Source organism: Synechococcus sp. CCY9202 (assembly GCF_034931685.1).
In the GTDB taxonomy this organism is placed as follows: Bacteria; Cyanobacteriota; Cyanobacteriia; order PCC-6307; family Cyanobiaceae; genus CBW1002.
Window position 1 is genome coordinate 1 of the sequence record NZ_JAYGID010000002.1, and the last position, 21,710, is coordinate 21,710.

Here is a 21,710-nt window from a genome sequence, read left to right on the forward strand (position 1 = left end):
GCCGCAGCGCCCGCCGCTGGCCCTGCCCCTCGCCGCCGAGGCGGTGGCGGCCGGCTTCCCCAGCCCCGCGGACGATTACATGGAGGCGGCCATCGATCTCAACGAGGTGCTGATCCGCCATCCCAGCAGCACCTTTTTCCTGCGGGTCAGCGGTGATTCGATGATCGGGGCCGGCATTCACCACGGCGATCTGCTGATCGTGGATCGCAGCCTGGAGCCGCGCCCCGGGCGGATTGTGGTGGCGGTGCTGGAGGGGGCCTTCACGCTCAAGCGCCTGGTGCGGCAGCAGGGGCGCTGGCTGCTGGAGGCGGCCCATCCGGCCTATCCGTTGCTGGAGCTGGGGGCGGCGGACGATGACCGGCTCTGGGGCGTGGCCATTCACGTGATCCACCCGCTCTGAGCGCTCTCCCATGGCCCTGGCCACGGTGCTGATCGACGCCAACAATTTCTACGCCTCCTGCGAGGCGGCCCTCGATCCCGCCGTGGCCGGCCGGCCGCTGGTGGTGCTCTCCAACAACGACGGCTGCATCGTGGCCCGCAGCGCCGCAGCGCGCAGCCTGGGCATTCCCATGGGCCAGCCCTATTTCCAGGTGCGTCGCGAGCTGGAGCGGCTGGGGGTGATCGTGCGCAGCTCCAATTACGCCCTCTATGCCGACATGAGCCAGCGGCTGATGGCCACGATCGAGCCCTGGGTGGAGGAGCTGGAGGTCTATTCGATCGACGAGGCCTTTGGTCGCCTGCATCGGCCTGCAGCCGGCGATCCCAGCGGCGCGGATCTCAGGCCTGGCGGTGATCTCACGAGTTGGGGGCGGCGGCTGCGGGCTCAGGTGCAGCGCCATCTCGGTCTGCCGGTGGCGGTGGGCATCGCGCCCACCAAGGTGCTGGCCAAGATCGCCAACCGTCTGGCCAAGGGCGATCCCCGCCACGGTGGGGTGTTCGATCTGGGGGCGGTGGCGGATCCTGACCCCTGGCTGGAATCCGTCGCCATCGAGGACGTCTGGGGCATCGGCCGCCAGCTGGCGCGTTGGTGCCGCCTGCGCGGCGTCGCCGATGCCCGCCAGCTGCGCGATCTGGCCAGCGGCGAGCTGCGCCGCCGGTGTGGCGTGGTGGGTCTGCGGCTGCAGGAGGAACTGCGCGGCCGGAGCTGTCTGCCCCTGGTGAGCCTGCCGCCGGCCAAGCAGGAAACCTGCGTCAGCCGCAGCTTCAGCCAGCCCGTCACCACGCTGACGGATCTGCGCGAGGCGATCGCCACCTATCTCAGCCGCGCCGCCGAGAAGCTGCGGCGTCAGCGGCAGCGGGCCGGGGCGATCACCGTGTTCGTGCGCAGCAGCCCCTTCGATGGCAGCCGCTTCTACAGCAATGCCGCCACGGTGCAGCTGCCCCTGGCCAGCAACGACACCGCCGTGCTGCTGGCCGCCGCCCTTCCCCTGGCCGAGCGTCTGTTCCGGCCCCACAAGCCGTTGCAGAAGGCCGGTGTGCTGCTGCAGCAGCTCCAGCCCCTCGAGCAGCTGCAGCACCATCTGCTGGCACCGATGCCGCTGGAGCAGCAGCAGCGCCGTGAGGCCCTTCTGGCCACGATCGATGCCCTGAACCGCCGCTACGGTCGAGGCACGGTGCAGTGGGCGGCCTGTGGTCTGCGGCCGGCCTGGATGATGCGCCGTTCCCGGCTCTCCCGTGCCGCCACCACGCGTCTGAGCGATCTGCCCTGGGTGCAGGCTGGCTGAACATCCAACCGAATCGTGACTGGCGGCCGCTGAGATCCGACCGGATGCGACTGGCGCTGGACTGGCGTGATGACACCGATAAGGTCGATGCATTCCGGAGCCCCTGAGTGACATCCGCTCCGGCCGAAATCCTTCTGGGAGGTTGTCATGAGCATGCAGAATCTTCACCGCCTGGTGGTGGATGCCGAGAGGGACGAGCGGATGCGTGCCCGTCTGCGCCGCTGCCGCAACACCGCCGATCTGATTCGCACGGCACGGCGTCTCGGCTATGGGATCAGCGCCGTCGATCTGAAACGTGCCCGCCAGGACGATCAGCGCAGTCGCGAGGTTGTAGCGCGGCAGGCGGTGGCTGGCTCAGTCAGCTCCCATCAGGCGTGAGATCTGGTCGCGGCCGTTGGTCTTGGCCAGATCCAGGGCATGTTCGGCGCGGTGCAGCAGATCGTTGAAGCTGGTGTCGCCGGCGGTGCGGCTGGTGAGTCCACCGCTGATCTGGAGCTGGTAGCCGGAATGGGAGAACACGCCAGGGAGGTGGTGAACGCTCTCGCGCAGTTGTTCGGCGATCTGCAGGGCGGAGTCACTGTCGCGCTCCAGCATCAGCAGTGCGAATTCGCTGTTCCCCATGCGCACCACCAGATCATGCTCCGGCAGCAGGCTGCGGCAGAGCTGGCTCACGTCGCGGAGCACCTGATCACCGGCGGGGTGGCCCCAGCGGTTGTTGATCAGGCGGAAATTGTCGAGGTCGATGCACAGAAGTGACAGGGGCAGGTCGTGCTGCAGCGCTCTCTCGAACTCCTTGGTGCCGAGTTTGTGCAGCAGGGTGCGCTGCGGCAGTCCGGTCACCGGACAGTGGTGACTCATCCGCCGGAGTTCGATCTCGCGCATCACCAGGTCGGCCAGCAGCTTCAGCTGATCGATCTGCTCAGGGCTGGGCTGGCGCGGTTCCCGGTCGATCACGCAGAGAGAGCCGAGCTTGTGCCCATCGGGCGTGCGTAGCGGCGCTCCGGCGTAGAAGCGGATGTGGGGATCGCCCGTGACCAGGGGATTGGTGGAGAAGCGCTCGTCGGCCAGGGCATCGGGCACCACCAGTACCTCGTCTCCGAGAATGGTGTGGCCGCAGAAGGCCTGCTCCCGCGGTGTTTCCCGCACCGTCAGGCCCTGACGGGAGAGAAACCACTGCCGATCGGCTTCCACCAGGGAGATCACGGCGATCGGAGTCTGGTAGAGGCTCCGGGCCAGGGTCAGAATCCGATCGAAGTGGGGATCATCGGCATGGCCCTTGAGATCGTGCCGCTCCAGATCACGCAGGCGCTCCTGTTCATCGGCAGGAATCGGAAAGCTGGCCATGGCGGTGCGGAGACAAACAGGGAGTGCCGGTGAGGCCGGAGGACGGCGATCAGAGCAGGTGGCCGTCCGGCGGCGTATCGCCAAGGGCCTCTCTGATCATGGCGGCGGTCACCGGCAGCGTCTCAAGTTCATCGGCGTTGTCGAGAAAGGCATCGAAGGAGGCGTAGCGGCGCACCATCGGTTCGGCGCCCGGCGCGGCGCAGGCCTGCTCCCAATCCTGATCATCCGGGCGAACGGCGGCAAAGCATTCCAGGGCCTCGGCCAGGTCGGCGCCGTCGCCGATCTGCTCGCCATGCCAGAGAACCTCGTAGAAGCCCATGGCGACACCATGCACGCTGTCTTCATTGTGAAGGCAGACAGCCTCAGGCCGGACCCGAGGTCAGCTCCGATCTGGCTTCCCGGACCAGCTCCTCATAGCCGGCGCGGCGGCGGGCATCGAGCTGCTCGAGATAGCGACGCTCGTTGTAATAGAGGTCCTGGAAGCGCAGGGCGTCGCTGTTGAGCTCCGCGAACATGGCCTCGATGCGGCTCTCCATGTCCAGGGCGGCTTCCGCCGGAGCCGTGGCTCGTGCCGGATCCGTAACTCGTGCCGGATCCGTGGTTGCTGCTGTGCTGGCCTCTGCCGCTCCCGGCGGATTGGTGGCGGTGGGGGCATCGATGGGGTTCAGCAGGCGGGCGAGACAGCGTTCCAGCGTTTCCAGGTTCTGGGACCTCCAGGCATCGAGCAGGTGTCGGCAGCGCTTCAGGGCCCGCTGCCGCTCGAGCACGGCCGTGGTGCCACGCAGCTGCAGCTCGGGCTGGGCCAGGGCCATGCGATGCAGTTCGCTGGGTTCCAGCAGCGGCGTCAGACGGCTGAGCAGGGCGCTCTGCTCCACCACCAGCTGATCGCCCAGCAACCGTGGCAGATCCAGATCAGCCAGATCCTCTCCGCCATCACTGCCGCGGTTGATCGCCTCCAGCCGGCCGGCCCCGAGGTTGTCTTCCTCGAGGGCGCTGATCGCGGCCCAGAGCAGGCGATGGTGCTGCAGGGCGAAGTCTTCCAGGTCCCGTTGCCGCAGCTCCCGCCGGATCAGGGGCCGGTGCAGCGGGCAGTGGAGGTAGAGCCGCAGCACCTCCGCCTCGGCCCGTTCCCGCAGTCCCGCTTCGCCGGGCTGCTCCCACTTCTGGGAGCGTCCGTGCCAGCGCTGGCCCTTCACCTGCTGGCGCAGGTCTTCCTCCAGCTGCAGGGCCAGGCGGGCCTGGCCGCCGCTGAGCCGCTCCGCCACCTGCTGCAGGTAGTGGCTGCGCACGGCGCTCTGGGGGAGTTTGCCGAGCAGTTCCACCAGGCCAGCCACCGCCTGCTGGAACTGGTCGGCCCGGGCGAGATCGCGGTCGGCCAGCACCTGCTCGATCTGCCAGTCGAGCCAGAGGGGCGCGGCTTCCAGCAGGGCGCGGTACTCGCCGGGGCCGTGCTGCCTGAGGAACTCGTCGGGATCCTTGCCGGCGGGCAGGTGCAGCACGCGCAGCTCCAGCTGGCCCTGCAGGGCCAGCTGCTCCACTTCGCCGATCGCCCGCTGGGCGGCCCGCACGCCGGCGCCGTCGCTGTCGAAATTGAGGATCAGCCGCTTGCTGTCGCAGCCGCGGCAGATCTGGGTGATCTGCTGACTGCTCAACGCTGTCCCCAGGGCCGCCACCGCATTGGTGATGCCGGCCGCATGGAGGGCGATCACATCGAAATAGCCCTCCACCACCACCGCCTGGTCGTCCTTGCGGATCGCGGCGGTGGCCCGGTCGAGGCCGAACAGATGCTTGCCCTTCTCGAACACCTCCGTTTCCGGGGAGTTGAGGTACTTCGGTTCGCCGCCATCGAGGCTGCGGCCACCGAAGCCGATCACCCGGCCCTGGCGGTCCTTGATCGGCACCATCACGCGATGGCGGAAGCGGTCGTAGAAGCCCTCACCGCCCTTGCGGGCCACCACCATCCCGGCGGCCTCCAGCAGATCCACCCCAAGGCCCTCCACCTGCTGCAGGTGGGTGAGCAGACCGTCCCAACGGTCCGGGGCGTAGCCCAGCTCGAAGGTCTCGAGAGTGCCTTCGCTGAGGCCGCGGTTGTCCTTGAGGTAAGCGAGGGCCGCGGCGCCCTCGGGACTGCGCAGCTGGCTGCGGAACCAGCCCGCCGCCAGGGTGAGCACCCGATGCAGCTGCTCACGGCGGGACAGCTGCTTGCGCAGCCGTTCCTGCTGGGGTCCGTCGACGGTCTCGATCGGCAGCTGATACTTGCGCGCCAGCTCCAGCACCACATCGCCGAAGCTCTGGCGCTGCAGTTCCATCAGGAACTTGATGGCGTTGCCGCCGGCACCGCAGGAGAAGCAGTAATAGAACTGCTTGGCTGGCGACACCGTCATCGACGGTGATTTGTCGTCGTGGAAGGGGCAGATCCCCACGAACTCGCGCCCCTTCTTCTTGAGCACCACGTGCTCGCCGACCACATCGACGATGTCGGCCCGTTCCTTGACGGCCTCGATCGTGCGGGGGTGGAGGCGGGGCAGGCTCAAGGAAAAGGCGGAGGGGGAAAGGAGAGGAGAGGAGGGAGGAGAAAAACTGAGGGCGATTCTGCAGGGATCAGGAGGGAGCCGCTGCCGTTTCGATGGCACAGCCTGGCTGCAGAGTGCGATCCTGAGCAGCCCGCCAGGGACACTCGTGCGCGTTCTGCCGCTGGGGTCAACCCCGATCGAGGCCGCCGCCGTGCGGGCGATGCTGCTCAGCGCCCTGAGCTTCAGCCTGATGGGGGTGTGCGTCAAGCAGGTGGGCGCCCGCATCCCCGCCGCCGAGGTGGTGCTGGCCCGGGCGCTGCTGAGCGTGGCCCTGAGCTGGTGGTTGCTGCGCCGCGCCGACATCGACCCCTGGGGCCGCCGGCGTGGCCTGCTGATCGTGCGGGGGGCCATCGGCACCCTGGCGCTGCTGTGCGTCTACGCGGCCCTGGCGGCGCTGCCGCTCGCTTCAGCCACGGTGCTGCAGTACCTCTACCCCACCTTCACCGCCCTGCTGGCCTGGCTGGCCCTGGGGGAGCGGATCGGCCGGCGCGTGCTGGCGGCCATGGCGGTGGGCTGGCTGGGGGTGCTGCTGGTGGCCCAGCCGGCGGCGCTGCTGGGCGGGATGGGCCGGGCCTCCGCCCCTTCCCTGCCGCTGATTCCGGTGCTGATCGCCCTGGCCGGAGCCCTGTGCACTGCCCTGGCCTACGTGAGCGTGCGCCAGCTGGGCCGCAGTGAGCATCCCCTGGTGATCGTGTTCTATTACCCCCTGGTGGCCGTGCCCCTGAGCCTGCCGCTGGTGGCGCTCGATCCGGTGATGCCCACGCCGGTGGAGCTGCTCTGGCTGGTGGGGGTCGGATTGTTCACCCAGCTGGGCCAGGTGTGGCTCACCCGGGGCCTCACCGCCCTGCCGGCGGCTAAGGCCACGGCGATCAGCTACGCCCAGGTGGTGTTCGCCGGGCTCTGGGGCTGGCTCATCTTCCAGGAGGGGATCGACGGCTGGACGCTGCTGGGCGCGGCCCTGGTGCTGCTGGCCACCCTGCTCAGCCTGAGCGGCCGTTCAGAGGCAGGGGGTAGGTCAGCCAGTCCTGGTTGAGACCGTCGCTGCTGCCGGTCGGTTGGGCCAGCCGCCAGCTCTGGCCCCGCTCGCCCCGCTGCAGATAGAGATCGAAGGGGGTATCGACCCGGATGGGATCGCCGGCCAGGCGCCAGTCGAAACGGCCGTTGAGGTGCAGGCCCTTGGCCTCGCCGATGGCCAGGCTTTCCTGGTGCTCCAGCCGCACCCGGCTCACCTCGGGCGGGCCGGCCGGCTCCAGGGCCAGGGCCTGGGCAATGGCTCCCTGGGTGAGGTCGATCTGCAGGCCCAGGGCGCTGAGCAGCACCGATCGCGGCGGCTGCCCCACGCCGCCACATCCCCCCAGGCTCAGCGGCAGCAGCAGCGCCAGCAGGATCAGGCTGCCTGTGAGCAGCCGGCGCAACTGCGAGGGGGGTGGCAGGGCGGGCAGCATGGGGGCGACGAAGCGAGCTTCCCCATGATCGGTTGGCTGCAAGGGCAGGTGAGCGATCCCTGGCAGCAGGGGGCGCGCTGCGGATTGCTGCTGCTCTGCCAGGGCGTGGGCTATGAGGTGCAACTGAGCCAGCGGCACTGGCGGGAGCTGCCGTCGGCTGGGTCGCGGCTCAGCCTGCACATCCATCACGCCATCCGGGACGATGCCTGGACGCTCTACGGCTTCCCCCAACGGCAGGAGCGCGACCTGTTCCGAGAGCTGGTGGCCGTGAGTGGCGTGGGCCCGCAGATGGCCCTGGGGTTGCTGGGTGCGATGGCGGCCGAGGAGCTGGCCCGCGCCATCGTCCAGGCGGATCTGCGCCAGCTCAGCAGTGCCCCCGGGGTGGGCAAGCGCACGGCGGAGCGGTTGTCGGTGGAACTGCGGAGCCGTTTGCAGGAGCGCTTCGCTGACCTGCTGGACGGCGTGGTGGATGGCTTCGACGACTGGGCGGAGAGTCCGACCGCTGGAGCGGAGGGCGCGGCGACGGCCCTGGTCGCGTCCACCCGCAGCGAGGTGGAGCAGACGCTCGAGGCCCTCGGTTATGAGGTGCTGGAGATTCACCGGGCCCTGCGGGCCGTGGCGGCCAGTGATGCCGTCGCTGTTGCCCAGGGCGAGCTGGGCCTCTGCGGCGACGCCGAGACCTGGCTGGCGGCCTGCCTGCGCTGGCTGTCGCGGCCAGCGGCCTGACCAAAACAGGAAGGAATGGCCAGCCAGAGAGCTGTTCTGCCGGAAGGTAGGGTAGATGTTTGTTCGTTACGGGCCAGACGCCGCCCCCATGCCGCTCAACACCATCCAGAAGCAGGAACTGATCAACAGCCATCAGACCCACGGCACCGACACGGGTTCGGTCGAAGTGCAGGTGGCGATGCTGAGCGAGCGCATCAGTCAGCTCAGCGGACACCTGCAGAAGAACATCCACGATTTCTCCTCCCGCCAGGGTCTGCTGAAGATGATCGGTCGCCGCAAGCGGCTGCTCGCCTACCTGCGCAGCAACAGCGAGGATCGCTACACCTCTCTGATCGCCACCCTCGGCATCCGCGGCTGAGGTCTCGCCATGGCCCGCCAGGGACAGCCCAAGCCGTTTGAGCCCCGCGGGTCCAGGAAGCCTGCAAAGGCCACTGCCAAATCCTCAATCAGCCCTAAAGCCTCGGGCAGCGCCAAAGCCTCCCTTGGTCAGCAGGCCATTCCTGAGATGGTGGCCAATCGCATGGCCCGTCGTATCGCCATTGCCACCGGCATTCCCTCCGCTCTTGGCATGGGGGTGTTCGTGGCCAGTTATTTTCTGGTCAGCCGAGGTGTGGTGGACATCGCTCCCGCCCTCACCCTGGTGACTTCCGGAGCGTTTTTCCTGCTGGGTCTGGTCGGCCTGAGCTACGGCGTTCTGTCTTCCAGCTGGGAAGATGTGCCGGGCAGCCTGCTGGGGCTGGAGCAGATCCGCGTCAATCTCGGACGACTGCGTCAGTCTGTGCGGGCCATGCGTCAGGGCAGCCCGGCTGAGTGAGGTCCTACCCGCCTTGAGTCCTACCCCGCCTTGAGGGGAGAGCGCAACGTCGCCCGGAAGTCTGCCGAGCCCAGGGTGGCGACGGCAGCTTCGGCATCGGCCACACAGAACTGGTGGCCCAGGCGCACATAGAGGGTTTTCTCGGCCTGTCGCACCACCGCCACCACCGGCACCCGCAACCCCGCTTCGTCCTGGGGCGGACGGTGGCGCTGCAGACATTCGCGCAGCCGATGCTGCACACCAATGTCGGCAGCGGCCTCGGCGGGCAGCTCCACCAGCAGCAGTTGCAGGTCTTCGATGCTGCGACAGTCGTCCACGATCAGCTGAACCCGGTCGTCGCGCCGGTCGACCGAGCCCCAGATCAGCAGCCGCGCATCCACCATCAGGTGATCGGCGAGCCGCGCGTAGCTCTTGGGGAACACCACCGCCTCGCAACTGCCGGTGAGATCCTCCAGCTGCAGGACCGCCATGCGATCGCCCTTGCGGGTGGTGACCTGACGCAGCTCCGGCACCATCACCACCGCACTCACCTTGGCCTTGTCCGCCTGCTCCTCCAGGGCCGCCAGGCTCACCGGTGACAGCAACTTCACCTGCTGGGCCAGCTGCTTGAGCGGGTGGTCGGACAGATAGAACCCCACCAGATCCTTTTCCAGCCGCAGCTTCTCGGTGGGGGGATAGTCCTTCACGGGGGCCGCCTTGGGGGCGGTGCTGAGGTCGCCGCTGGCCGAACCGCCGGCTGTGGTGCTGTCTTGCGCGGCACCACCACTGGCCAGGCCACCACCGAGCAGGTCGAACAGATTGCCCTGGCCACTGGCCCGGTCCTTGGCGCGGGAACTGGCCCAGTCGAGCACCAGATCCAGATCCGCCATCAGCTGGGCCCGGTTGGCACTGGGTTCGAGCGCGTCGAGAGCACCGCAGTGGATCAGGGCCTCCAGAGCGCGGCGGTTGAGCTGCTGGGAGGGGATCCGGTCGCAGAGATCCGCCAGGGAGCGGAAGGCTCCATCGCTGCCGCGGGCCTCAAGCAACTGGCGGATGGCGCCATCGCCGAGGTTGCGCACGGCCGAGAGGCCGAAGAGGATGCGATCACCCACGGGGGTGAAATCGATGCCGGAGGCATTCACATCCGGCGGCATCACTTCGATGCTCATGGCGTTGCAGTTGGCGATGTAGCGCTGCACCTTGCTGCTGTCGCCGGCATTCACCGTGAGCAGCGCCGCCATGTAGGCCACCGGGTAGTGGGCCTTGAGGTAGGCGGTCTGGTAGGTCACCGCGCCGTAGGCGGTGGAGTGGCTCTTGTTGAAGCAGTATTCGGCGAACAGCACCATCTGCTCAAACAGCGCTTCGGCGAGCTTCGGATCGACTCCGCGTTCCGTGGCACCCTGCACGAAGAGGCTCTGGTGCTTTTCCATCTCGCTCTTTTTCTTCTTGCCCATCGCCCGCCGCAGCAGATCGGCCTCACCGAGGGAGTATCCGGCCAGGTCCTGGGCGATCTTCATGATCTGCTCCTGATAGACCATGATCCCGTAGGTTTCGTTCAGAATCGGCTTCAGGGTCTCGTGGGCGAAGTCGATCGCTTCGCGGCCATGCTTGCGGTTGATGAATTTGGGGATCAGGCCCGCATCCAGAGGCCCTGGTCGGTACAGGGCCAGGATCGAGGAGATGTCTTCAAGGGATGAGGGCTTGAGGTCGCGCACGATCTGCCGCATGCCGCTCGATTCCAGCTGGAAGATGCCCTCCAGATCTCCGCGGGCCAGCAGCGCGAAGGTGCCTTCATCGGCGGGCGGCAGATCGTCGGGATCGATGCGTTCGCCACAGCTCTGCTGCACCAGATCGAGCGTCTTCTCGATCATGGTGAGATTCTTGAGGCCGAGGAAGTCCATCTTCAGCAGCCCCATCGACTCCACATCCTCCATGAAGTACTGGGTGATCACCTGACCATCGTTGTTGCGCTGCAGTGGCACCAGCTCATCGAGGGGATCGGCGGCGATCACAACGCCCGCGGCATGGACGCCGAAGGTCTTGTTGGTGCCTTCGATCCGGCGGGCCAGATCCACCCAGTGCTTCACCTTCGGGTCGTTCTCGTACTTCTCGCGGAACTCCGGCGCCGGTGATTCGGGTCCGATCATCTCCTTCAGCTTGGCGGGTTTACCCCGCACCACCGGGATCAGCTTCGCCAGGCGGTCGGCTTCGCCATAGGGAATGTCGAGCACGCGGGCCACGTCCTTGAGCACCGCCTTCGAGGTCATGCGGTTGAAGGTGATGATCTGCGCCACCTTCTCCTCGCCGTAGCGGCGGGTCACGTACTCGATCACCTCACCGCGGCGCTCGATGCAGAAGTCGGTGTCAATATCCGGCATTGACTTGCGTTCCGGGTTGAGGAAGCGCTCGAACAGCAGACCGTTGGTGACCGGGTCGATGTTGGTGATCCCCAGGGCGTAGGCCACCAGTGATCCGGCGGCCGATCCCCGTCCCGGACCCACCGGGATACCGTTGTCGCGGGCGAAGCGGATGTAGTCCCACACCACCAGGAAGTAGGTGGGGAAGCCCATCTGCTCCATCACCTGCAGTTCGAAGGCGAGGCGCTCGCCGTAGGTGGGATCGAAGCCGTCTCCCTCGGCCAGCTTCAGCCGCGCCCGCAGGCCCTGCTCAGCCACGGCGGTGAGATAGCTCACGGCCGTGTGCCCCTCCGGGATCGGAAAGCGGGGCATCTGGTAGCGGCCGAGGATGTCGTAGTCCTCCACTTTCTCCGCCACCTTGGCGGTGTTGGCGATCGCCGCCTCGATCACCGCCGGCTCGAGGTGATCGCTGAAGAGCTGGCGCATTTCCGCCTCGCTCTTGATGTATTCGGTGCCGGTGTAGCGCAGCCGCTTCTCGTCGGTGATCAGCTTGCCGGTGAGCACGCACAGCAACGCATCGTGCGCTTCCACATCCCCCACGCTGAGGTAGTGGGCATCGTTGGTGGCCACCAGCGGAATTCCCAGCTCGGCACCGATCGCGGCGATGCCGGTATTGACGATCCGGTCTTCGATGCCGCCGTGGTCCTGGATCTCGAGGTAGAAATCGTCTCCGAAGACGCTCTGGTACCAGCCCGCCACCTCCCGCGCCACATCGGGCCGGCCCCGCAGGATCGCCTGGGGGATTTCGCCGCCGAGGCAGGCGGTAGCCACGATCAGTCCCTCGCTGTATTGCTGCAGCAGCTGCTTGTCGATGCAGGCGCGTGAAAAGATGCCGCGGCCGCGCATGCCGCGCAGGTGGCTGATGCTGGTGAGCTTCACCAGGTTGCGGTAGCCGGTGGCGTTCTTGGCCAGCACCACCAGGTGGTAACGGCGCTCCTTCTTCGGCTGCGGATCCTCGATCGAACCGTTGATCACATACATCTCATTGCCGATGATCGGCTTGATCCCGGCGCCCTTGCAGAGCTTCAGCAGCTCGATCGCGCCGTACATCACACCGTGATCGGTGAGGGCCAGGGCGGGCATGCCCAGCTCCACAGCCCTCTCCACCATCGCCGGCAGCTGACTGGCCCCGTCCAGCAGGCTGTAGTCGCTGTGGTTGTGGAGAGGGACGAAGGCCAAGGGGTTGCCGGGGGTGAAGCGGGCTGAAGACGGCAGGCCACCGCAGACAACGAGGCCCCGTGCACCCTAGGCCCGCCGGACCTGATTCACACCAGATCCGGTGTTTCAGAGCAGCTGTATCGCTCTGAAACACCGGATCTGGTGGTCCTGGTGCCGCCTGCGATTCCGGGCCAGGGCAGCGGTATGGCTCAGGGCACCAGGGCAGCTTCCGGTCGGCTGGCCATCACATCGGCGGCTTGCTCGTAGTGATGCGCCACCTGCAGCAGGCGCTCCTCTTCCAGCACGCCCGTGATCAGCTGCAGGCCGATCGGCAGGCCCTTGGAATCGAAGCCGCAGGGAACGCTGATCGCCGGCAGGCCGGCCATGTTGGCCGGGATGGTCAGCAGGTCGGCCAGGTACATGGCCAGGGGGTCGTCGCTGTGGGCACCGAAGCGGAAGGCGGTGGTGGGGGAGGTAGGGGTGAGCAGCACGTCCACCGTCTCGAAGGCGCGATTGAAATCACGGCGGATGAGGGTGCGCACCTGCTGGGCCTTCTTGTAGAAGGCGTCCACGTAGCCGGCCGAGAGCGCGTAGGTGCCGATCAGGATGCGGCGCTGCACCTCGTCGCCGAAGCCCTCGGCGCGGCTGCGGGAGGTCATCTCGGCCAGGCTGCCGGTTCCTTCGGCCCGGTAGCCGTACTTGACGCCGTCGTAACGGGCCAGGTTGGCGCTGGCCTCCGAGGGGGCGATCACGTAGTAGGTGGCGATGCCGTCGTTGAAGCGCGGGCAGCTCACATCCACCAGGTCACAGCCGAGGGCCTCGAGCTGGGCTGCGGCGGCCATCACCGAGGCCTTCACTTCCGGGTCGAGCCCTTCGGCTTCGAAGCACTCGCGCACCAGGCCCACCCGCAGGCCCGCCACCGGCTGGCGCAGCGCGGCCAGGTAATCGGGAACAGGAGCCTTGAGGCAGGTGGCATCGCGGGGGTCGGCGCCGGCGATCACCTGCAGGATCTCGGCCGCATCGGCCACGCTGGTGGCGAACGGACCCACCTGATCGAGGGAACTGGCGAAGGCCACAAGCCCCCAGCGGCTCACCCGGCCGTAGGTGGGCTTGAGACCCACCACCCCGCAGAAGGAGGCGGGCTGGCGGATCGATCCACCTGTATCTGAACCGAGGGCTGCAAGGCCTTCGCCGGCTGCCACGGCGGCGGAGCTTCCACCGGAGCTGCCGCCCGGTACGCAGTCGGGGTCCCAGGGATTGAGGCTGGGTCCGAAGGCCGAGGTCTCGGTGGAGCTGCCCATGGCGAACTCGTCGAGGTTGGTCTTGCCGAGCAGCACGCCGCCGGCGTTCCAGAGCCGCTCGGTGACGGTGGATTCATAGGGCGGAACGAAGCTCTCCAGCATGCGGCTGGAGCAGGTGGTGCGGATCCCCTTGGTGCAGAGGTTGTCCTTGATCGCCAGCGGAACGCCAGCCAAGGGGGGGAGCTCCTCACCCGCGGCCCGGGCCGCATCGATGCGATCGGCGTCGGCGCGGGCGCGATCGGCGGTGACCTCGAGGAAGGCGTGGATGGTGGGATCCACGGCCTCGATGCGGGCCAGATGGTGATCGGTGAGCTCGCGGGCGGACACCTCGCCGCTGTTCAGCTGCTCACGCCATGCGGCGATCCCCATCCACCCTGATCCCGACTGCGATGGACGCTATCAGTCGGCACCCTCGCCGTCGTCGGGGAATTCGGTCAGGGGTTCGCTCTTGTGGGTGCGTACCAGCTCGTGCTCGATCGATCCGGGCTTCTCTTCGGACAGATCGGCGAGGAAGGCCGGCAGGGCGGCCTCCAGCGAACGGCGCCGCAGGAAGGGGCCGAACCAGTACACGGCTTCGGGGTCATGGGTTTCGATCCGGGCCCACCAGGCCAGTCCCAGCCCATTCACAACACTCCGCGTGGGCCAGAGCAGGGGATTCATCAAAAGGGCGCCAGTCCTTTCCATTCTGCCCAGGTCATCGGCCTCTGATCCGCCATGCCGTCAGAGCCGGATATCTCCGTCAAAGCCGGAAGCGGCGCCGTAGGCATCACCAGTCTCGGAGGCGGTGAAGTCGTCGCTGACGAGCGCGTCCGGGGCCGGATCCTCCAACGGGGTGCCAGCTCCCTGGTCCTGCAGCCCGTGATCCTCAGCAGCGCTGCTGTCATCGGAATGGACCAGGGCAGCACTGGTGCCGGCCATCGGGAGATCGGCAGCGTCGTGACCGACGGTGCCCAGGAGGGGAGCCCCAAGCTGAGCAGACTCTGGAGGGGCGGCCTCCAGGGGGGCTGGGTCCAATTCGGCCGTGTCGAGCGGGGAGTTGGCGAGATCGAGAGGGCTGCGATCGGCAGGGTCGGGATCAGGGGTGTCGACCAAGTTGGTGGCCTCCTGGATCAGCCCCTGGCTGTCGACAGCTTCCGCGGATGCGGCTGCCTCGGGTGCGTCTTCGTCGTCCAACTCTGGTTCGCTGGAGACAGCCGGCATGGTGACAGCTGCGGCACTGGGCAGGGCCGGCCGCACAATCCGCGGCGCCGGAGCGGAGCCCAGCACGGTCTTCATCCAGCTGCGGCGGGCCACCTCGTAGAGCATCAGGGCCGTGGCCACCGAGGCATTGAGACTGGGGGTGGCGCCCCGCAGGGGAATGCGCACCAGCTGGTCGCAGGAGCGGCGGGTGAGCATCGACAGCCCGTCACCTTCTGAGCCGGTGACGATCACCAGCGGACCATCCAGGTCAGCCTCCTCGAGGGTGACGCTGCCTTCGCTGGCCAGGCCCACGACGCGATAGCCCTCCTTTTTGAGGGTGTCCAGGGCGCGGTTGAGGTTCACCACCCGGGCCACCGGCAGATGTTCGAGGGCGCCGGCGGCCACCTTGGCCACTGAGCCGGTCAGGCCGGCGCTGCGGCGTTGGGGCAGGACCAGGCCGTGGGCCCCGAGGGCTTCGGCGCTGCGGGCGATCGCGCCCAGGTTGTGGGGATCGGTGACGCTGTCGAGGGCCATCAGCAGGGGGGGCTCGCCGATCTCCCGGCAACCCTCGATCAGGCTGGGCAGATCGAGGGTTTCGGCCGCGGCGGTCTGCAGCACGATCCCTTGATGCACGGCCCCGCTGGTGAGCTGGCCGAGGCGGGCCCAGGTGACCTCCTCCACCAGCACACCACTGGCCTTGGCCTCCCGCAGCAGCTGCAGGAATTTGGGGCTGAAGCGCATCTCCGGCGTGCACCAGACCCGGTGAATCGGCCGGCCGCTTTCCAGAGCCGCCTGGGCGGCATGACGGCCCCAGAGCAGGTCCGGAGGAGTGTCGCCGCCGAAGCTTTCCGATTCGCCGCTGGGTTCGGGCTCCTGTCGGCTGGCCGGCGGCCGCTCATCGCTGCGGCCCGGCCGGCTGAACCGGTTGCCATCGCGGCTGCTGCTGCCCGCGAAGCGGGAGCCGCCGCCACCGAAGCGGGAACCCCCGGCGGCAAAGCGGCTGCTGCCGGCTGCACGCCCTTCGAAACGGCGCGGTTCCCCACGACTCATGCCACGACGCAGCTCGCCCGTGCTGTCGTCGCCGCGGGCTTCAAAGGGCCGCCGTTCGAAGCTGCGTCCTTCCGGCCGCCGCTCCGGCCGATCGCCGCGCTCGTCGCGAGCATCGCTGCGGCCGGCGAAACGCTGGGGCGGCTTGCCGAAGGGCCGATCGCCGCCGCGATCACGCATCTGGCCGCGGGGCTCGAAACGCCCTCCCTGGCCGGCGGGGCGTCGCCCTTCGCTGCGGCCGCCTTCCGGCCGGCTTCGCTCGATTCGGCGCGCATCCGGTCGCCGCCCATCAGGCCGACCTGCCGCTGACCCCTCGCCCCGAGCCTCTGTGCGTCCGCCCCAGCTGCCTCGACCGGCGGCGCCTCCCGGGCGCGGTCGGCCGAAGCGGGGATGTCGCTCACCGTCGCGCCCGCCATCCCGGGCTCCGTCCCGTCCACTCTCGCGTCCGCCATCCCGTCCGTTGTCCCGTGCTCCGTCCCGTCCTCCCCGGCCGATGGATTTGTCCGGTTGGCGATCGAACCGTGGGCTCATGGTGATGTCGGCGGATGGAACGGGGTTATGGGTCGGTCTCCTCCAGGTGATCGAGCAGCTTGGCGAGCCGCTGCGGATTCTGCAAAAAGAGCCAGCCCACCATTGTCTCAAATCCCGTCGCCTGGCCGTAGGTGGCTGAATCACCCCGCCGCGGCCCGCGACCGGCCCGATTCCGACCCCGTCGCACCAGGTCACGCTCCTGCTCGTCCAGCAGCGGCTCAAGCCGCAGCAGGGCACGGGCCTGGGCCTCCGCCTTCACAGCTCCCACCACAGCCCGATGCAGGGTGACGGAGCGCTCGGCCCGGTCGCAGTGGCGCCGTCGCTGGTGCAGCTCCCAGACGGCATCACCGAGCCAGGCCAGCTGCAGGGGGCCGAGAGCCATGCCGGGTGGCACGGCAGGAATGGCCGCGAGCCAGGCAGTGGAGGAAGCTCCTGCCGAGCTGGCACTGGCTGCCGTCTCAGGCGGTGGCAAGGCTGGCCAGGGCCGTGGGCAGGTCGGGCTGCAGGTGGAGGAAGGCTTCGAGCCGCACCAGCTTCACGGTCTGCACCACGCGGGCGTTGCCCACCACCACGAAGCCGGTGCCATCGGTGGTGCACTGCTTGGCGAGCTGCACCAGGGCGCCGAGGCCGGAGGAATCGATGAAATCGATCCGGCTGAGGTCGATCACCACAGGCAGGGCCTCGCCGGTGCGCTGGGCAACGACGAATTCGTTGAACTGCTTGTCCGAGTAGGCGTCGAGCTGACCGGTGAAATGAAACAGCAGACAATCGCTGCGGCGCTCGCAACCGCCGCGCAGGGACACCGTGAGTCGTTGCAGGTCGTTGATCGCTCCAGCTCCCGTCACAGGACGAATGCGCGCAGTGTAGGGATATCGCCGCAAACGTCCTGAAGGTGACACAGACTGCAGATGAGGCAGGCTGGGCTCAGCCTTTTCATGGCGTCTTGTCCAGACGCCGGTCCGCCATCAGCGCCGCGAAGCGGCCGAAGTGGTGATCGGCGTCGTGGGGGCCTGGGCTGGCTTCCGGGTGGTACTGCACGCCGAACACCGGTTGGTGCCGCAGGGCCAGGGCCGCCACCGTGCCGTCGTTGAGATTGAGATGGGTCACCGTCACCCGCTCTTCGGGCAGGGAGGTGGCGTCGATCGCGAAGCCATGGTTCTGGCTGGTGATCTCCACCGAACCCGGTGAGCCGCAGGGATGGTTGAGGCCGCGGTGGCCGTAGCCGAGCTTGAAGGTGGTGCCGCCCAGGGCCAGACCGAGGATCTGGTGACCGAGGCAGATGCCGAACACCGGCAGATCGGGCTGCTTCAGCAGGCCCTTGGCCAGATGGATGCCACTGCTCACCGCCGACGGATCACCGGGGCCGTTGGAGAGGAACACCCCCTCCGGCTGCAGTGCCAGCACCTGCTCAAGGCTGGCATCGGACGGCAGGACCGTGACCGTGCAGCCGTGGGCCACGAGCCGATCGAGGATGGCCCGCTTGATGCCGAAATCGATCGCCACCACCCGGTAGGGCTGCTCTGGCCCCGACTGCAGGCGCGTATCGAAGCCGGCAGCGCAGGGTCGATCCCAGTCGTAGGGCTGGCGGGTGCTCACCTGTTCGGCGAGGTTCAGGCCTGTCATCACCGGGGCCTCACGCACCTGCTCCAGCAGGGCCTGGGGGGTGGTGCCGTCGCTGCTGATCGCCCCGTTGATGGCGCCGCCCTCGCGCAGATGGCGCACCAGGGCACGGGTGTCGATGCCGCGGATGCCCACCACCCCATGCTGCTGCAGCCAGCCATCGAGATCACCCTCGGACCGCCAGCTGCTGGCCACAGGCGACAGCTGGCGGGCGATCACGCCACGCACGTGGGGCGCCTCCGCCTCCTGATCGGCGGCGTTGACCCCGGTGTTGCCCAGCTCCGGGTAGGTGAAGGTGACCAGTTGGCCCGTGTAACTCGGGTCGGTCATCACTTCCTGATACCCGCTCATGCCGGTGTTGAACACCACCTCACCGAGGGCGGTGCCGATGGCCCCGAAGGCCGTGCCGCGCAGCAGGGTGCCATCGGCGAGCACCAGCAGGGCGGCGGAGGTGGGCTCTGGCACGGCGCTCAGGTGCGACATCGCCCCGATCATCCCTGAAGACCCCGGCGGGGAGTGTTCGCTGCCGTTGGTCCCTTGCTGCTTCGCCTCGCTGCTCCGCCTCAGGCTGCCGCCAGCTGGTGCCGCAGGGCCAGCAGACGCTGCCAGGCCCCGTCGCCGGTCAGCACGCCCAGAGCCTGTTCGAGGCCCGTCGGGATCGAGGCTGCCCGGCCGGCGGCCCACAGCACCAGGGCGGCGTTGAGGGCCACCACATCGCGCTGGGCGGTGGTGCCGCGGCCCTGCAGCACGGCTTCGAGGATCGCCGCATTGGTGGCGACATCCCCACCGGCCAGGGCCGCCAGAGGTGCCGGGGTGAGGCCAAGGTCGGTGGGGTCGAGCGTCTCCTGGCGAATCGTGCCGTTCTCCAGCAACCGCAGCGCATTGGGGCCTGAGAGGGAGGCTTCATCGAGGCCGCCGTGGCCATGAACCACCACGGCTCGCTCCAGGTCGAGGCGCTGCAGGGCCTCGGCCATCGGATCCAGCAGATCGTCACGGGCTACGCCGAGCACCTGGGCATCGGGTCGCAGCGGGTTCACCAGCGGTCCGAGCAGGTTGAACACGGTGCGCACCCCGAGGCTGCGCCGCAGCGGCGCCAGCCCCACCAGGGCCGGATGCCAGCCCGGCGCGAACAGGAAGGTGAGCCCCGTCTCTTCCAGGGCCGCCACCACCTGGTGCTGGGGAGCCTGCAGCCGCAGGCCGAGGGCTTCGAGTACGTCGGCCGAGCCCACCCGTCCGCTGGCACTGCGGTTGCCGTGCTTGGCCACATGGGCGCCGGCAGCCGCCGCCACGAAGGCCACGGCGGTGGAGATGTTGAAACTGTCGGCTCCGTCCCCACCGGTGCCGCAGGTATCCACCAGGAACAGGGGCGGCCGGGGCCCGGGCAGCGGACAGGCCTGGCGCAGCACCTCTGCCAGGGCGGCCAGTTCCTCGCCGCTGACGCCCTTGGCCCGCAGGCTGGCCAGCAGGGCCCCGGTCTGCACCGGCTCCAGCTGCTCCTCCAGCCAGGCCCGCATCAGGGCGGTGGCCTGCTCGCTGCTGAGGTCGCGCCCCGCCAGCAACTGCTCCAGCAGCGCCGGCGGCGACAGGGGATGGGCCATCGAAGCACTGCAGCTGCCGGCAGGCTAGGGATCGGGGCCGTCAGGGCTCCTGATCGGCTGTGTCGAAGCCCGACCCCACCGGTTCGTTGGCGGCGGCGGCGGCTCCAGGCCGGAAGCCCGCCGCCCAGATGGCGCGGGTGCGCTGATGCAAGGCCTGCCGCTCCAGTCCCCAGAGGCGCAGCACTTTCTCCAGATCGTCCTGCACGTCGCGGGCGCCGGGGAAGCCCTGGTAGCGCATCAACAGGCGGGCCGCATCGACCAGATCCGCCTCGGTGGGCGTGGCGGCGGCGAGCAGGCGATCGACCGTGTCGCGGTCGCTGGCGTGGAGCGGATGGCTCTGCTCGTTCTGGTGGGGGGCCGACGGATCGGAGGCCATGGGCTGCGCGGGCAGGGCAGCGTTCCAGCCTGGGGCATGGCACCGACGCGGCGGTGGAGCACCCTCCGTAAGTTGGACCTTCGCTTCGCCGCACGGCCCTGCCATGAGCGCCCCACGGCTCGCCCTCATCCTTCGCTACCTGCGCCCGCACCGACGAACGGTGCTGCTCGGGGCGGCGGTGCTGGTGGTGGTGAACCTGCTGAGCGTGTCGATTCCCCTGCAGGTGCGGGGGGTGATCGACGATCTGCAGGATGGCTTCTCCATGCAGGATGTGCTGCGCCAGGCGGCGCTGATCCTGGCGCTGGCCACCGTGATGGGGGCGGCGCGGCTGTGGTCACGGATGCTGGTGTTCGGCGTGGGCCGCCAGGTGGAGGCGACCCTCAAGGAGCGCATCTTCAGCCACCTGCTGCGCCAGGAGCCGGGCTGGGTGCAGGCCACCGGCAGCGGTGAGCTGATCAGCCGCGCCACCAGCGATGTCGAGAACGTGCGCCGGCTGCTGGGCTTTGCCGTGCTCAGCCTCACCAACACCGCCCTCGCCTATGCCCTGACCCTGCCGGCGATGCTGATGATCGACCCCTGGCTCAGCCTGGCGGCGGTGGGGTTGTATCCGCTCATGCTGATGGTGGTGCGCCTGTTCGGCGGCCGCATGATGCGTCAGCAGCGCCGTCAGCAGGAAAGCCTGGCGGGCCTCAGCGACCTGATCCAGGAAGACCTCTCCGGCATCAGCGCCATCAAGATCTACGGCCAGGAGCGCACCGAGCAGGGGGCCTTCGCAGCCCGCAACCGCGTCTATCGCGATGCCGCCCTGGGGCTGGCCCGGACCCGCAGCACCCTGTTCCCCCTGCTGGAGGGCATTTCCTCGATCAGCCTGCTGCTGCTGCTGGCCCTGGGCAGCGGCCAGCTGGAGAGCGGCCGGCTCACGATCGGCGATCTGGTGGCCCTGATCCTCTTTGTGGAGCGGCTGGTGTTCCCCACCGCACTGCTCGGCTTCACGCTCAACACCTTCCAGACCGGGCAGGTGAGCCTGGAGCGGGTCGAAGAGCTGCTGCAGCGTCAGCCACAGATCGTGTCGCCCATACAGCCGGTGCCCGCGACCCAGCCGCCCCGCGGGGCGCTGGAGGCCCGAGGCCTCTGTGTGCGTTACCCCGATGCTCCCCGACCAGCCCTGGTGGATGTGTGCTTCCGGCTGGAGCCCGGTGAGCTGGTGGCGGTGGTGGGGCCGGTGGGCTGCGGCAAGACCACCCTGGTGCGGGCCCTGGGGCGGATGGTGACCGTGGAGCCCGGTCAGCTGTTCCTCGATGGAGTCGACGTGACCGACCTGTCGCTGCCGGATCTGCGCGAGCGGGTGGCGGTGGTGCCCCAGGAGGGCTATCTGTTCACGGCAACCCTGGCGGACAACCTGCGCTACGGAGTTCCGGAGGCGCCGCAGGAGCGGGTCGAGCTGGCGGCCCGGCAGGCCCGCCTCGAGGCTGATGTGAAGGGTTTCCCCGATGGCTACGCCACCCTGGTGGGCGAGCGGGGCATCACCCTCAGCGGCGGCCAGCGCCAGCGTGCCGCCCTCGGCCGGGCCCTGCTGGTGGAGGCACCCCTGCTGGTGCTCGACGATGCCCTGGCCAGCGTGGACAACACCACGGCGTCTGAAATCCTGGCCTCGGTGCGTCAGCAGCAGGGCCGCACGATCCTGATGGTGAGCCACCAGCTCTCGGCCGCCGCCGCCTGCGACCGCGTGCTGGTGCTGGAGGATGGCCGCCTGGTGCAACAGGGTCACCACCGCGATCTGATCCATCAGAGCGGCACCTACCGGCGTCTGTGGGAGCGGCAACAGGCCGAGGAGCGGCTGCAGGTGGTCGAGGCCTGAACCCTCCCTGTTGGGATCGA

21 protein-coding genes are annotated in these 21,710 nt (G+C 68.6%); 8 read left to right on the forward strand and 13 right to left on the reverse strand.

The window, feature by feature from the left end:
* The 3 genes from VB777_RS00390 to VB777_RS00400 form a co-directional block, all read left to right on the forward strand.
* A partial coding sequence (locus VB777_RS00390; RefSeq protein ID WP_323246340.1) for a translesion error-prone DNA polymerase V autoproteolytic subunit occupies positions 1-400 on the forward strand: 400 nt, incomplete at its 5' end.
* Between the two features lie 10 nt (positions 401-410).
* A complete protein-coding gene (locus tag VB777_RS00395; RefSeq protein WP_197155039.1) occupies positions 411-1,724 on the forward strand; it encodes a Y-family DNA polymerase in 1,314 nt (437 codons plus the stop codon).
* Positions 1,725-1,871: 147 nt separating this feature from the next.
* The gene (locus tag VB777_RS00400) at positions 1,872-2,102 is read left to right on the forward strand and encodes a Nif11-like leader peptide family RiPP precursor (RefSeq protein WP_197155046.1); all 231 of its coding nucleotides are present in this window, start codon (positions 1,872-1,874) and stop codon (positions 2,100-2,102) included.
* Here VB777_RS00400 and VB777_RS00405 read toward each other — a convergent pair.
* Genes VB777_RS00405 through dnaG form a run of 3 tightly spaced genes read right to left on the reverse strand, consistent with a single transcriptional unit; the run spans position 2,079 to position 5,602 of the window.
* Positions 2,079-3,068: a sensor domain-containing diguanylate cyclase gene (locus VB777_RS00405; RefSeq protein WP_197170055.1), complete on the reverse strand. Its 990-nt coding sequence runs from the start codon at positions 3,066-3,068 to the stop codon at positions 2,079-2,081. The two genes, VB777_RS00400 and VB777_RS00405, sit on opposite strands and share 24 nt — an antisense overlap.
* Positions 3,069-3,117: 49 nt before the next feature.
* Positions 3,118-3,387, reverse strand: a complete 270-nt coding sequence (locus VB777_RS00410) for a hypothetical protein (protein WP_197155056.1) — start codon at positions 3,385-3,387, stop codon at positions 3,118-3,120.
* A gap of 43 nt (positions 3,388-3,430) precedes the next feature.
* Positions 3,431-5,602, reverse strand: coding sequence for a DNA primase (dnaG, locus tag VB777_RS00415; protein ID WP_323246343.1), 2,172 nt, complete (start codon positions 5,600-5,602; stop codon positions 3,431-3,433).
* Positions 5,603-5,801: 199 nt separating this feature from the next.
* Here dnaG and VB777_RS00420 point away from each other — a divergent pair, with 199 nt between their 5' ends.
* Complete coding sequence (locus VB777_RS00420) at positions 5,802-6,674, forward strand: DMT family transporter (RefSeq protein ID WP_323246400.1); 873 nt, start codon at positions 5,802-5,804, stop codon at positions 6,672-6,674.
* On the opposite strand, the gene VB777_RS00425 is transcribed toward VB777_RS00420, so the two are convergent.
* A complete protein-coding gene (locus VB777_RS00425) occupies positions 6,622-7,086 on the reverse strand; it encodes a hypothetical protein (protein WP_259722182.1) in 465 nt (154 codons plus the stop codon). The two genes, VB777_RS00420 and VB777_RS00425, sit on opposite strands and share 53 nt — an antisense overlap.
* A gap of 24 nt (positions 7,087-7,110) precedes the next feature.
* Here VB777_RS00425 and ruvA point away from each other — a divergent pair, with 24 nt between their 5' ends.
* The 3 genes from ruvA to VB777_RS00440 all read left to right on the forward strand — a co-directional run bounded on the left by ruvA (position 7,111) and on the right by VB777_RS00440 (position 8,626).
* Positions 7,111-7,812 (forward strand): Holliday junction branch migration protein RuvA, encoded by a 702-nt coding sequence (gene ruvA, locus VB777_RS00430; RefSeq protein WP_322757086.1) that lies wholly within the window; start codon positions 7,111-7,113, stop codon positions 7,810-7,812.
* An 88-nt stretch (positions 7,813-7,900) separates the two neighbouring features.
* Positions 7,901-8,170, forward strand: a complete 270-nt coding sequence (gene rpsO / locus VB777_RS00435) for a 30S ribosomal protein S15 (protein ID WP_197155070.1) — start codon at positions 7,901-7,903, stop codon at positions 8,168-8,170.
* Positions 8,171-8,179: 9 nt separating this feature from the next.
* Positions 8,180-8,626, forward strand: coding sequence for a PAM68 family protein (locus tag VB777_RS00440; protein ID WP_323246347.1), 447 nt, complete (start codon positions 8,180-8,182; stop codon positions 8,624-8,626).
* A gap of 20 nt (positions 8,627-8,646) precedes the next feature.
* On the opposite strand, the gene VB777_RS00445 is transcribed toward VB777_RS00440, so the two are convergent.
* The 9 genes from VB777_RS00445 to VB777_RS00485 all read right to left on the reverse strand — a co-directional run bounded on the left by VB777_RS00445 (position 8,647) and on the right by VB777_RS00485 (position 19,832).
* Positions 8,647-12,201 carry a DNA polymerase III subunit alpha gene (locus VB777_RS00445; RefSeq protein WP_322757085.1) on the reverse strand — a complete coding sequence of 1,185 codons (3,555 nt, stop codon included), beginning with the start codon at positions 12,199-12,201 and terminating at the stop codon, positions 8,647-8,649.
* Between the two features lie 188 nt (positions 12,202-12,389).
* A complete protein-coding gene (gatA, locus tag VB777_RS00450) occupies positions 12,390-13,850 on the reverse strand; it encodes an Asp-tRNA(Asn)/Glu-tRNA(Gln) amidotransferase subunit GatA (protein WP_323246349.1) in 1,461 nt (486 codons plus the stop codon).
* Between the two features lie 30 nt (positions 13,851-13,880).
* Positions 13,881-14,141 carry a DUF1816 domain-containing protein gene (locus tag VB777_RS00455; RefSeq protein ID WP_197155078.1) on the reverse strand — a complete coding sequence of 87 codons (261 nt, stop codon included), beginning with the start codon at positions 14,139-14,141 and terminating at the stop codon, positions 13,881-13,883.
* Between the two features lie 60 nt (positions 14,142-14,201).
* On the reverse strand, positions 14,202-16,238 hold the full coding sequence (gene rlmB / locus VB777_RS00460; RefSeq protein WP_323246352.1) for a 23S rRNA (guanosine(2251)-2'-O)-methyltransferase RlmB: 2,037 nt from the start codon (positions 16,236-16,238) through the stop codon (positions 14,202-14,204).
* A 25-nt stretch (positions 16,239-16,263) separates the two neighbouring features.
* On the reverse strand, positions 16,264-16,620 hold the full coding sequence (locus VB777_RS00465) for a ribonuclease III domain-containing protein (protein ID WP_197155080.1): 357 nt from the start codon (positions 16,618-16,620) through the stop codon (positions 16,264-16,266).
* Positions 16,621-16,696: 76 nt separating this feature from the next.
* Positions 16,697-17,083: an STAS domain-containing protein gene (locus VB777_RS00470; RefSeq protein ID WP_197155082.1), complete on the reverse strand. Its 387-nt coding sequence runs from the start codon at positions 17,081-17,083 to the stop codon at positions 16,697-16,699.
* 88 nt (positions 17,084-17,171) lie between these two features.
* Positions 17,172-18,341 carry a glutamine-hydrolyzing carbamoyl-phosphate synthase small subunit gene (carA, locus tag VB777_RS00475; RefSeq protein ID WP_197170061.1) on the reverse strand — a complete coding sequence of 390 codons (1,170 nt, stop codon included), beginning with the start codon at positions 18,339-18,341 and terminating at the stop codon, positions 17,172-17,174.
* 80 nt (positions 18,342-18,421) lie between these two features.
* Complete coding sequence (gene trpD, locus VB777_RS00480) at positions 18,422-19,456, reverse strand: anthranilate phosphoribosyltransferase (RefSeq protein ID WP_323246354.1); 1,035 nt, start codon at positions 19,454-19,456, stop codon at positions 18,422-18,424.
* A gap of 40 nt (positions 19,457-19,496) precedes the next feature.
* Positions 19,497-19,832 carry a DUF3288 family protein gene (locus VB777_RS00485; protein WP_197155101.1) on the reverse strand — a complete coding sequence of 112 codons (336 nt, stop codon included), beginning with the start codon at positions 19,830-19,832 and terminating at the stop codon, positions 19,497-19,499.
* A gap of 103 nt (positions 19,833-19,935) precedes the next feature.
* Between VB777_RS00485 and VB777_RS00490 the strand changes: the two genes are divergently transcribed.
* Positions 19,936-21,690, forward strand: coding sequence for an ABC transporter ATP-binding protein (locus VB777_RS00490; protein ID WP_323246356.1), 1,755 nt, complete (start codon positions 19,936-19,938; stop codon positions 21,688-21,690).
* Positions 21,691-21,710: the final 20 nt, after the last annotated feature.

Coding starts and splice junctions, on each gene's coding strand:
- VB777_RS00395 (WP_197155039.1), top strand. CDS start 411: ATGGCCCTGGCCACGGTGCTGATCGACGCCAACAATTTCTACGCCTCC.
- VB777_RS00400 (WP_197155046.1), top strand. CDS start 1,872: ATGAGCATGCAGAATCTTCACCGCCTGGTGGTGGATGCCGAGAGGGAC.
- VB777_RS00405 (WP_197170055.1), bottom strand. CDS start 3,068: ATGGCCAGCTTTCCGATTCCTGCCGATGAACAGGAGCGCCTGCGTGAT.
- VB777_RS00410 (WP_197155056.1), bottom strand. CDS start 3,387: ATGGGCTTCTACGAGGTTCTCTGGCATGGCGAGCAGATCGGCGACGGC.
- VB777_RS00420 (WP_323246400.1), top strand. CDS start 5,802: ATGCTGCTCAGCGCCCTGAGCTTCAGCCTGATGGGGGTGTGCGTCAAG.
- VB777_RS00425 (WP_259722182.1), bottom strand. CDS start 7,086: ATGCTGCCCGCCCTGCCACCCCCCTCGCAGTTGCGCCGGCTGCTCACA.
- ruvA (WP_322757086.1), top strand. CDS start 7,111: ATGATCGGTTGGCTGCAAGGGCAGGTGAGCGATCCCTGGCAGCAGGGG.
- rpsO (WP_197155070.1), top strand. CDS start 7,901: ATGCCGCTCAACACCATCCAGAAGCAGGAACTGATCAACAGCCATCAG.
- VB777_RS00440 (WP_323246347.1), top strand. CDS start 8,180: ATGGCCCGCCAGGGACAGCCCAAGCCGTTTGAGCCCCGCGGGTCCAGG.
- gatA (WP_323246349.1), bottom strand. CDS start 13,850: ATGGGGATCGCCGCATGGCGTGAGCAGCTGAACAGCGGCGAGGTGTCC.
- VB777_RS00455 (WP_197155078.1), bottom strand. CDS start 14,141: ATGAATCCCCTGCTCTGGCCCACGCGGAGTGTTGTGAATGGGCTGGGA.
- rlmB (WP_323246352.1), bottom strand. CDS start 16,238: ATGAGCCCACGGTTCGATCGCCAACCGGACAAATCCATCGGCCGGGGA.
- VB777_RS00465 (WP_197155080.1), bottom strand. CDS start 16,620: ATGGCTCTCGGCCCCCTGCAGCTGGCCTGGCTCGGTGATGCCGTCTGG.
- carA (WP_197170061.1), bottom strand. CDS start 18,341: ATGTCGCACCTGAGCGCCGTGCCAGAGCCCACCTCCGCCGCCCTGCTG.
- trpD (WP_323246354.1), bottom strand. CDS start 19,456: ATGGCCCATCCCCTGTCGCCGCCGGCGCTGCTGGAGCAGTTGCTGGCG.
- VB777_RS00485 (WP_197155101.1), bottom strand. CDS start 19,832: ATGGCCTCCGATCCGTCGGCCCCCCACCAGAACGAGCAGAGCCATCCG.
- VB777_RS00490 (WP_323246356.1), top strand. CDS start 19,936: ATGAGCGCCCCACGGCTCGCCCTCATCCTTCGCTACCTGCGCCCGCAC.